Here is a 10,000-nt window from a genome sequence, read left to right as displayed (position 1 = left end):
AGGGTTGGTCTGTGTTATCGGTTTGTACCCGGACTCTGTTGCCTCCAGGCGTTTTCTCAAACAAGGTAAAGCTGTAGGTCACTCTGTCGGTTTTATCTGCCGTCAGCAACTTTTCCCCTAATAAACCTACTTGTTCCGCCACCACAGGGGAGGCCAGACTGTTGAGGTAGTGGCTAACTTTTTGCTGCAATTCATGATGTAGAGACACTTTGGCTGTTAAATCCAGCCGGTCTAAATCATAGAGTTGCTGGTTGAGTAACGTGGCTAAACGGCCTCTGGCCACATTGATACCTTTCAGGGCTTGGGCATCCTGCTTAATACCTGGTGCTTTGCCACCTTTGAACAATAAACGTTGTGACATCGCCGAATCAGCCAGCTCTCTGTCTATGACTTTTGCATTAGCTAACACTCTTAAATGGCTGTTGGTCAGTTCCTCTAAATCATCGTGACCCTGCAGCAAATAATAAGAAGGGCGACGCTGAGCTATCATCAAAGCTAATACCTGACGTAAGGCTAAGCCTCTTAAACTTTTATTTTGCTCTGTCGGTTCTGCTTTGAGCACCTGATTAAATCTGTTGAAATCTGTACCAAACCAAGCCCATAAGGCGTCACCTACACCATGAACTTCACCAAAACCCGGGGCTGAAGACAAAGGCACAGAGTTTAGGTAGTCCAGCACAATTTCATGCCGCGTTAATGAGGTATCTGCGCCATAACGATAAGCCCGGACTGAACCTGAGACCATTTGCAGGAATTTGTCGGTAAAATTCTGCGTTAAGCCCTGCGGCGAGTGGCGATACTTTTCGATTTGAGTTGCAAGGGTACTGCCACCAGCAGATTGTCCCTCTAAATTTAATACTTTGGTCACCTGAGACACAGCAGCCATCATAAAACGTGGCCAGTCGACCGCCGGGTTAGCCCGGGCTGGAGAGGTCAGCAGTTTACGGTTTTCAATAAACAACAGGCTGTCCCGCACTACTGCAGGCACATCAGCCGGATGGTTATAAACTCGCTGTGGATGCGAAAATGAAAACAACTCTTCGTTACGGCAATCTCCAATCAACAAACCGCCCTGAGCTTTTTCCCGGTACGGTGGAAAAAATCCTAACTGGGTATAAAACAGCAGATCCGGTGAAAACGCCGCTTGTTGCTCTATGACAAAGTTGTTTTGTGTCAGGCGAGGGATGAATTTAGGCAGTTTAGAATAACCCAAACGCTGGTCAAAAGGCCCGGCTATAGGGTAAGACACCTGCTCAGTGGCACCGGTTTGCAGTTGGTAGGTCAGCTTTTTGGCATAGGCGCTTATTTCGGTCGCCTGATAATGCGCTGTATGCAGCTCATAGGCCACCAAAGCCGAGCCAGACAGCAGCAGCAAAATAAATAACCATGGAATAAGACTGCGACGACGATAGGATTCGACAGGCACAGGGTGTTCCGACGGTCTTTCGTCACGGTAGTTATCAAATTGCATCTGATTTAAATCTGGTGGGGATGACAAGTTCTTATCCATGAGTTCAGGCAGCTGCCATTTCAATCGATTTTAACTGGTATAGATTTGCTTTGCAGCTGAATTTTGTTGAAGTTTTTGGATCAAACATACTGATTTGTCTCCATTTACTGCTTTAATTGTGCTTTTGGTTCTGACGGCATAGGTAAAACCCTGGTATCAAACCAGAGCTCAAGGCTTTGTTTGAAATCCGGGTCGGCCTGAACTTTGGGTAGTACAGAGTTAATGAGTTCAATTTGTCGTCGTCCCCAGTCGCTATTGCTGCAGCCAACAGCTCCAGCTATAGGTGATGCTAGCTCGCTGATCGGTACATAAACCAGACCTTTAGCTTGGTTTGGCTCAGTTTTGTTCAGATAGGTCAAAATAATATCGTAATCCAGAGTGAAATCGATACGACCGCTTTGGATCATTTTCAGCAAAGCAACGGGGCTATCATCGCCTGAGCGGACCAGGGCATTTTGACGATAAGGTTCAAGCAAAGGTTCCAATTCGGCGTATTTGCGCCCTGCCGCTAGACCCAGCTTAAAGGTCTCTGATTTTAATAAGGATTGGAGGTGCAATGGCGAACCAAATTGTTCTGTCAGGTGCTGAGCCAGCGCTTGCCTGGTAATGATTCCTGTAGGCCTGTACCAATGAGTGGGGGTACTGAATACTGCAGTGTGGGTTGGTTGACTTCTGTGGATCATGCAAGGAAAACATAGCTGTTGCTTATTATTCAGCGCTTGATGAATACGGGGTTGTGGCATCAGTACAACCCGGTGTCCGCTGTTGGGAAGTTGTTTTTGTATACTGCTTAATAGTTGATCACATAAGCCTTTTTGGTCAAAAACTCCTCCGACTATATGAAAAGGCGGGGCTGTATTGATAGCCCAATTCAGAGCGGTTCCCGGAGAAGTTGCAATGACAGGGGAACTCAGCAACGCAAACAACAGTAGTAGCACTATGTGTTGCACAACTTTGCCTCAGGTTTTCCTTAACATATTGTTAATCTATCGAAAGCGGTGCAAGAGGACAAGGAGTAATTCAGTTCAGCAGTGCAGGTGCTGAACTGAATGGCAGGAATGCAGACGCCTTAGTGGTGGTGGTGGCCACCTACACCATGGGCATGACCATGCTCAATTTCTTCAGCTGAGGCAGCACGCACGTCAATAATATCAATGTCAAAACTTAAGGTTTTGCCTGCTAATGGGTGGTTAGTATCGACGTCGGCTTTAAACATGCCTACTTTGACCACTGTAACCTGGCGTTGACCTTGTTCAGTATTTACCACGGCCACCATACCTGGTTTCCATTTCTTGGCACCCATCAGATGCTTTACCTGCACACTTTGGATCGCATCTTCAGTTCGTTCACCATAAGCATCAGCCGGAGCTAAGGTCACGCTGAACTTATCGCCGGCCTGATGACCTTCCATAGATTTTTCTAAACCTTCAATCAGGTTACCATGGCCTTGCAGGTATAAAACCGGGTCCTGGCTTCTGGAGTTTTCTAATACGCCTGTTTCGTCTGATAAGGTGTAGTGGAATTGAACCACTGTATCTTTAGTGATTTGCATTCTTTGTGTATCCGCTGCTTGCTAAAAAATGGCCGCTATTATTACGCAAGCCGTCACTTGGGTCGACTTTTTTATGTGAATAGAGCGGACTTATGTCCAAGGTGATTGGAGTTGCACGGCGGCGACAAAGGCGTGAGATCCCGGGAGCATAGCTCACCTATGTGTAATTGGATTGAAGCGACAATGCGTGGGTCATGCCCTGCAGATACCTGCACTATCACCGGGGCTAGAGCGCGTAGTCAACACAGAGGTAGCTTCATGTACGAAGGGCATTTACAGGGTGAGTTTGAGCCCAGCTTATAGGGTCCAGCGCATAAAAACTTCGTAGTTGTTGATACAACGCCGCATGCTGAGCGGCAAATAACTCTGGTTGTTCAAAAAACACCTCAGAAATTACCGCAAAAAACTCGGCCGGATTGGTCGCGGCGTAAGGATCAAATAACGTTGGTACACCCAGTGCCAGTTGCTTTTGCAGTTGCTCAAATTCATCAGATAACACCTTAGCCCATTGCTGATAAGCTTCGGTGCTTCTGAGCAAAGGAGCGCCTGTGGCCTGACCTTTAAGTTGATCCAGTTGATGTGCAAATTCATGGATCACCAGATTATGTCCATCATTGCAGATGGCAGCTGATTTTAACGTATCGACCCAGGACAAAACGATTTGACCTGTTTGCCAGGACTCCCCCAAACGCACTTGTGCCTTTTCACTGACCACGCCAGCAGCATCTGACTGAACTGTGGGTACGACAAAAGCAGCCGGATAAATCAGAATCTGCTTAAGTTTAGGGTAATAATGAGCAGGCTTGTTCAGCAACAACAGGCAGGCCTGAGCCGCTATAGTGACTCTCATCTCGTCTGTAACCACCAGATCTGCGCAACCGACAAATTGTTTCTCAGCAACAAAAACCTGGATTAGCTTTTTAAGTTGCAGCTGCAAATCGGCCGGCAAGGCGCGAAAATAAGGCATACGATCTTTGAGTATTTGCCGCCATGACGCAGGAAAAGGCTGTTGCTGAATTTTTTTCCGGCGATATTTTTTCCAGACAGGGGGCAGAAATACTGCAGTCAGTACCAGCAAAGTCAGCGCGGTTAACAACACTAAAGGCACGGCATGTGCTCCATTCGATCTGTGAAGCTGCTGTTATGGCGCCGTTGCCGATAAATTCAAGGTCAGAGCAGCAGAACAAGTTGCGTCTTGACGAAAAAAAACTATACCCTTTGCATACCTGTAACAGAGTGAGCCCGCTGATGAAGCTGTTTCAACTGAATTTATACCCTGGGTTGGTGCATTCTATCTTATTGCAACTGCGCGACCCTGAGATCCAAAAAGATAGATTGCGTTTTAAATTTAATTTAGAACGTCTGGGCTTTTTGCTGGCTGCTGAATTGGCCAAAACCTTGGCTGTGAAACAAGTCGAAGTAAAAACAGTGCTTGGGAGCACAGAGATAGCTGTTCTACAGCAGCCCCCGGTATTAGTCACAGTGTTACGAGCCGGTTTAGCGTTTTATCAGGGCTTTGCCAATGCATTTGATCAGGCTGACAGCGGTTTTATTGGGGCTTATAGGGTCGAGGGGGATTCAGCTGAGCAGCTTGAGATCCGGATGAATTATGCCGCATTGCCTGATTTAACAGACCGGGATTTGATTTTAATAGATCCTATGCTGGCCACAGGTGGTTCTTTGCTCAAAGTCTGGCAGTTGATCGCAAGTCAGGCTAAGCCGCGCTCAGTGCATGTGGCTGCTGCTATTGCAGCACCTGAAGGAGTTGAAGCCCTAAGGCTGCAGTTACCTGACGACAGCTATTTGTGGTTAGGTGCTTTAGACCAGCACTTAAACGAACAGGCTTATATTGTGCCGGGTTTAGGGGATGCAGGAGACTTGTGTTTTGGCCCTAAACTCTGAGCTTAGGGCGTGATAGCCGCCAGCGGTTGGCGGATCATCCACTGTTGTTTTGGCGCTATGATCTGCTGCAATGGCAAGAATTCAATGCTCTGTTGATCTAAAATCCGGATCTGTGGGCTGACCTGTCTGGCATAAGGTTGTTGTTCCAGTAGTCGTAGTGCCAAATCAATGCTGATGCGGGCCTGGATTACTGGAGAATCTGTTGCAGCAGCCAATAACTGGCCACTTTGGATCAACCTGACTACTTCAGGATTGGCATAATAAGCCATCACCTTAATATTGTTCAGTCCTTCAGCTGCAATAAAATGTTGTGCTACGCCTGCTGCAACCGCATTGGCCAGCACAAGCCCGGGTTGATGATGGGTGAACAACTGGCGCACCAGGGTGGCTTGCGAAAAATTGTCTGTCGCGCCATAGCCGCCGTGCAGCAACTGAATAGGCTGTCCTTCCAGTTGCTGTTTTAATCCCTGTTCTGCATCCTGAACCCAGGCCGCCTGTGCCGGGCCTGGAAACCATGCCAGACTGGAACTTTGTGGTTGGTGCCTTAACAGATATTCAGCACTTTTCGCTGCCATATAGGTAAAAGACACAGAGGAGCGGGCGCTGATGGCAGTGCTCTTGATCCCATTAATCAGATCAATCACCGGAATACCGGAATTCTTTAGCTGCAAAATTAAATCATTTAACCCTTCGCTGGAAATAGCCCCAATAATAATGGCGTCTGCTTTATTGCTGACGCATTGTAATAATTGCTGACGCATTGTAATAATTGCTGACGTTGGCGCTGTAAGTTCTCATAACCTCCTGCCTCATAGATCCCCAACAACACACCTTGTCGCTTGGCTTCTTCTGCTAAACCCCAGGACACCCCCCACCAGTAATGATCTTTACCATGAGGCAACAAAGCACAAAGCCGCCAGGCCTTGCTGACCTTGGTCAGTGGCCTGTACTGCATTAGTTTACCATCAGCCTGCACTTCCACCGGAAACCAGTTTTGCTCTGCCCATGCCAGGCTGCTGAATACAAGGCTTGTGATTAAAAAGGCTCTGAACATGAAATCTCCCTTATTGGTTCCAGTTAAAACTAGAGGAAATTTCAGCACTTAGCGAGTTGAGTTTTGTTATTGCTAATGCTGCGCTAGTTTTTTACGCAGATGCCAGAAGTACCAAAGCACTATAGCTATCACCAGCGGCACACTGACTGACTCTATGGTTTTAGCAGGCCACTGTGGCAGCCAATGCACTATGGCCTGCTGCGCTTTCGTCAGCAGTTGCAAGGAATAATAACTAATAGCGACAACAGATAAACGTTCTACCGCACTTTGCAATTTTAACTGTAAATGCGCTCTTTTATCCATTGAAGATAATAAGGTCTGATTTTGCCATGCCAGCTTTAAATTAATCTGAGTGCGTAATAATTCAGTAGAACGGCCCAAACGTTCGGCTAATTGCTGTTGGCGTTTCAAAACGGACTGTGCTGTGCGCCAGGCCGGAGTTAAGCGTCGCTCGGTAAAATGTTGTAGCGACATCAAACCTTCGACCGGCTGTTCATCCAGACTTCTTAACCTGTCCAGTGTCAGTTGGTAATAGGCATGGCTGGCTTGCAGTCTGCTGCTATTTTCCGAAATTTGGTGTTCTGTTTGGGCTGCCAATTGGATTAGTTCATCTAACAATTGCTCGTCATTTCCCTGTTTTTGTTCGATGCGTGATGTAATGACGGCCAGTTGCTGTTCCTGTTGCGGCAATTGATGCAGTGCTAACTTGCAATAAGGCCAGGCTAAAAGCGCAAGTTTACGATAATTACCTAAGTCAAATAGCTGCTGCACCAAAGCACCTAAAGCACTGCGGCTTAAACCATTATCCAACACCAGCATTCGACCGGCGCCTTCATTGTGTTTGCGAAAATCAGTCCAGATCCTGGCTTTACCATGAAACACCATGCTGCTGATCAAATGTTCACTGACAAAAAGTTCTGCCGGATCCCGGCTTTGTAGTTGGGCGGGCTGAACTATGCTCAGCTGCACCACGCGGAACAACTGACCTGGCAGGCTGGCAAACCAGGCATGATCCGGGACCAGCTCCTGTGGATCACAAAACAAACCCTGGCTAGTACCGGTGCGGATAAAAGTGTAAGTGGAGAACTCATTGTGTCTTTCCCAACGCAGCCAGGTGTCATTGAGTTGCAAGTTGCAGTCCTGTTCATGGGGTTCCAGATGTTTGCCATGTTGTTGCGCCAATTGCTGCATTGCCTGGTATTCGGCGCTGCGGGAGGCGCTGGACAACGTCAGTACAAACTGGCAGAGCTGGCAAGGCGAATCCAATGCTGGAAAAAAACGCTGCTGTAATTCTTGCTCTAGCAGATCGCGTTGTGGGTGTTGGCGTAAATAAAGCTGAACCATAACAGACTCCAAAAAAACAAAGGATCAAGAGAACTGAAGCAGTATCTGTACCTAAGCGTGACAGCCTGATGTCAATTGTCTGATTTTATTGATAAATTCTATTTGGTTCAGTGGTTTTGTTTTTATGAAACAATAGCTTGATGTGCTTTTCCAGTACAACAAAGCACTAAAAATGTGCAGTCTGATTAACATTTTATTTTCATATTCAAGGGCGCTATACTTAAAAGCGGAACACAACACGGAGGGCAAGCAAATGCAAACTTTGTATCTGTCAATCTGTTGTACGGCTCTGCTGGCTGCTGCACCAGCTTTTGCTATGAAGACATTACCGCAGTTACAACTGGCTCTGGCTTACCAACAGCAGGAAGCAATAGCCGACTTTTGGATCAGCGAGAAGCTTGATGGTGTCCGTGTTTTTTGGGACGGCAAACAATTGCGAAGCCGGAGTGGCGACTGGCTTAAGGTTCCTGATCGTCTTCTGACATTACTGCCTGCCTTCGCTCTGGATGGTGAATTATGGGCAGGCCGTTCCCGGTTTCAGCAGGTGATGCAGGCTTTACAGCAAGGCTCTGGTCACGAAATCTGGCGAGGGATCAGGCTTATGGTGTTTGATGCACCGCAGCAAGCTGGCACTTTTAGCAGCAGGTTGCAGTTTTTACGCCAGCAATTACCGGACAATGAATTTGTACAGTTGGTGCCGCAGCGACAACTACAAACTAAAGCACAATTGGAGCAGTTGTTACAGCAAGTTGTGGCTGAAGGCGGCGAGGGGCTGATGTTGCACCATGGCCAGGCGCTTTACCAAAGCGGCAGGGTCAGTCATTTACAAAAATTGAAGTTGTTTGAAGACGCAGAAGCCAGAGTGGTTGCGCATTTACCTGGCAAGGGGCAGTTTAGTGGCATGCTAGGCGCGTTATTGGTGGAACTACCTGACGGCCGTCGTTTTAAATTAGGTTCGGGTTTTACGCTACCAGAGCGGATAAATCCGCCGCCTATTGGCGCTTTAGTCACTTTTAAGTATCAGGGCCTGACACACAAAGGCACGCCGCGTTTTGCAGTTTTTGTCCGACAGCGCTCCGAGCCTTAAACTGCCAGTCTATTGGTAACTAACCAGAAGTTGCAGGAAAGCGCCAAGCCAGTGAAACCTCAGTAGCTTAGTCGACTTAAGTAACAGGGCGAGATGGCGCAATCACTAAAGCTGCAGCTTCAAGTGCGGTAGGTATATTGATCTTGTCGTTGTTTGCACAACAAGACAGAATAGCGACCTTCAGCTGATGAGGTAGCTATGGTAAATCTGGCATTAATGGGCGCTTTTATTCCGACTTTTTTATTTGTCTCTGTTACACCTGGCATGTGCATGACATTGGCCATGACGCTTGGCATGACCCAGGGAGTGCGCCGCACTTTATGGATGATGTGGGGCGAAATGTTGGGTGTGGCTTTAGTCGCAATTCTGGCAGTCTGCGGCGTGGCGGCTATGATGCTGCAATTTCCAACGGTGTTTCAGTGGTTTAAAATAGCAGGCGCTTTATTTTTGGCCTATATAGGCTGGCAAATGTGGTGGGCTAAAGGCAAATTAGCTATACCAGAGGCTGGTACCAAAATTGAACTGATGCCAAGGCGAAGCTTATTTAGTCAGGGGTTTGTGACAGCGGTCTCCAATCCTAAAGGCTGGGCTTTTCATATGGCCTTATTGCCACCTTTTATCGACAATCAACTGGCGTTTTGGCCTCAGCTGTTTGTGCTGGTGTGCATTATTATTGCGCTGGAGTTCTTCTCTATGCTGTTGTACGCCAGTGGCGGTAAAGCTTTGGGTGCCTTTTTCCAACAGCAAAACAAGGTGCAGTGGCTGAATCGTATCGCTGCCTGTTTAATGTTTGCTGTTGCTGTTTGGATGCTGCTTGGCTAGAACCTACCATCGATAAGCAAAAATCAGGCTGGTGGATCGCTGTTTAGCGTCAGCCTGCCAACCCAGCCACTGAGTTCTGTTGGGCTGCGCACTGGTTAAGTCCGTGTGCTCTATGGCTACATTGAGCTGTTCAGTCAACTGATAAGTCCAGTTTAAAGTCCAGCTATGACCTCTGCCGTTGTTGTCATCTGTAGGGGTCTGATCTTTATCTGTAACATGAAAGTGATCGTACCTGGCGCTCACACTATGCCGTTCCAGTTGGTAGTTCAGCATCAGGTAACTACTGCGATAATCTGCTGCAACTATATTCTGTCCCATTAAGGTTTCACCGTCCAGGTACTGGGCTAACAGGCGCCATTGCTCACTGAGCTGATGCTGCACTGCCAGGCTGATAAAACGGCTATCCCAGCCATATTGGCCATGTTTAAAAGTGGTGGGTTCAGCTCTGTTGTCGTACCAATAGAGCCGTACTTCGGTGAGGTCCTGATAAAGCCAGTGTGCTCCCAGGTAATAACCTGTCTTGTGGTCCAGTTCACGATTAGGCTCAACCCAGGCCGGCTGCGGTTCGACTATGCCACCTGCCGCTATGCTGGGATAATTGGCAAAGTCGACCCGTTCACCTATGGCTGTTTGCAGATTATGCAGAGCAAAACCACGCCAGGTTAGAATGGAGCCTGCAGGATCGTTGCCCTGGAATAAGGCAGCGACCCATTGAATACTATAGTTTGA

At 47.6% G+C, this 10,000-nt stretch carries 11 protein-coding genes; 3 read left to right on the top strand and 8 right to left on the bottom strand.

Going from position 1 to position 10,000, the window contains the following annotated elements; all coding sequences use genetic code 11:
* The 4 genes from LDL40_RS06460 to LDL40_RS06445 form a co-directional block, all read right to left on the bottom strand.
* A partial coding sequence (locus LDL40_RS06460; protein WP_300994382.1) for a biosynthetic peptidoglycan transglycosylase occupies positions 1–1,498 on the bottom strand: 1,498 nt, incomplete at its 3' end.
* Between the two features lie 116 nt (positions 1,499–1,614).
* Complete coding sequence (locus tag LDL40_RS06455) at positions 1,615–2,460, bottom strand: TIGR02285 family protein (protein ID WP_300994381.1); 846 nt, start codon at positions 2,458–2,460, stop codon at positions 1,615–1,617.
* A gap of 119 nt (positions 2,461–2,579) precedes the next feature.
* Positions 2,580–3,062, bottom strand: coding sequence for a peptidylprolyl isomerase (locus LDL40_RS06450; RefSeq protein WP_300994380.1), 483 nt, complete (start codon positions 3,060–3,062; stop codon positions 2,580–2,582).
* Positions 3,063–3,318: 256 nt separating this feature from the next.
* Positions 3,319–4,170: a zinc-dependent peptidase gene (locus tag LDL40_RS06445; protein ID WP_300994379.1), complete on the bottom strand. Its 852-nt coding sequence runs from the start codon at positions 4,168–4,170 to the stop codon at positions 3,319–3,321.
* Between the two features lie 140 nt (positions 4,171–4,310).
* Between LDL40_RS06445 and upp the strand changes: the two genes are divergently transcribed.
* A complete protein-coding gene (gene upp / locus LDL40_RS06440; protein WP_300994377.1) occupies positions 4,311–4,964 on the top strand; it encodes a uracil phosphoribosyltransferase in 654 nt (217 codons plus the stop codon).
* Between the two features lie 2 nt (positions 4,965–4,966).
* Here upp and torT read toward each other — a convergent pair whose 3' ends face one another.
* From torT to LDL40_RS06425, 3 genes are all read right to left on the bottom strand, one after another.
* Positions 4,967–5,725: a TMAO reductase system periplasmic protein TorT gene (torT, locus tag LDL40_RS06435; RefSeq protein ID WP_300994375.1), complete on the bottom strand. Its 759-nt coding sequence runs from the start codon at positions 5,723–5,725 to the stop codon at positions 4,967–4,969.
* On the bottom strand, positions 5,647–6,018 hold the full coding sequence (locus LDL40_RS06430) for a hypothetical protein (protein ID WP_300994373.1): 372 nt from the start codon (positions 6,016–6,018) through the stop codon (positions 5,647–5,649). Before LDL40_RS06430 ends, torT begins: the two co-directional genes overlap by 79 nt.
* Positions 6,019–6,090: 72 nt before the next feature.
* The gene (locus LDL40_RS06425) at positions 6,091–7,362 is read right to left on the bottom strand and encodes a DUF3422 family protein (protein WP_300994371.1); all 1,272 of its coding nucleotides are present in this window, start codon (positions 7,360–7,362) and stop codon (positions 6,091–6,093) included.
* Between the two features lie 253 nt (positions 7,363–7,615).
* On the opposite strand from LDL40_RS06425, the gene LDL40_RS06420 reads away from it, so the two are divergent.
* Together LDL40_RS06420 and LDL40_RS06415 are read left to right on the top strand one after the other, a co-directional pair.
* A complete protein-coding gene (locus tag LDL40_RS06420) occupies positions 7,616–8,449 on the top strand; it encodes a DNA ligase (protein WP_300994370.1) in 834 nt (277 codons plus the stop codon).
* 198 nt (positions 8,450–8,647) lie between these two features.
* A complete protein-coding gene (locus LDL40_RS06415; protein WP_300994368.1) occupies positions 8,648–9,271 on the top strand; it encodes a LysE family translocator in 624 nt (207 codons plus the stop codon).
* A gap of 3 nt (positions 9,272–9,274) precedes the next feature.
* Here the strand turns inward: LDL40_RS06415 and LDL40_RS06410 are convergent.
* A partial coding sequence (locus tag LDL40_RS06410) for a hypothetical protein (protein WP_300994366.1) occupies positions 9,275–10,000 on the bottom strand: 726 nt, incomplete at its 5' end.

Source organism: Rheinheimera sp., assembly GCF_020217005.1.
Taxonomy (GTDB): domain Bacteria; phylum Pseudomonadota; class Gammaproteobacteria; order Enterobacterales; family Alteromonadaceae; genus Pararheinheimera.
This window is presented reverse-complemented; position numbering and strand designations above follow the sequence as displayed.

Coding starts and splice junctions, on each gene's coding strand:
- LDL40_RS06450 (WP_300994380.1), bottom strand. CDS start 3,062: ATGCAAATCACTAAAGATACAGTGGTTCAATTCCACTACACCTTATCA.
- upp (WP_300994377.1), top strand. CDS start 4,311: ATGAAGCTGTTTCAACTGAATTTATACCCTGGGTTGGTGCATTCTATC.
- torT (WP_300994375.1), bottom strand. CDS start 5,725: ATGCGTCAGCAATTATTACAATGCGTCAGCAATAAAGCAGACGCCATT.
- LDL40_RS06430 (WP_300994373.1), bottom strand. CDS start 6,018: ATGTTCAGAGCCTTTTTAATCACAAGCCTTGTATTCAGCAGCCTGGCA.
- LDL40_RS06425 (WP_300994371.1), bottom strand. CDS start 7,362: ATGGTTCAGCTTTATTTACGCCAACACCCACAACGCGATCTGCTAGAG.
- LDL40_RS06420 (WP_300994370.1), top strand. CDS start 7,616: ATGCAAACTTTGTATCTGTCAATCTGTTGTACGGCTCTGCTGGCTGCT.
- LDL40_RS06415 (WP_300994368.1), top strand. CDS start 8,648: ATGGTAAATCTGGCATTAATGGGCGCTTTTATTCCGACTTTTTTATTT.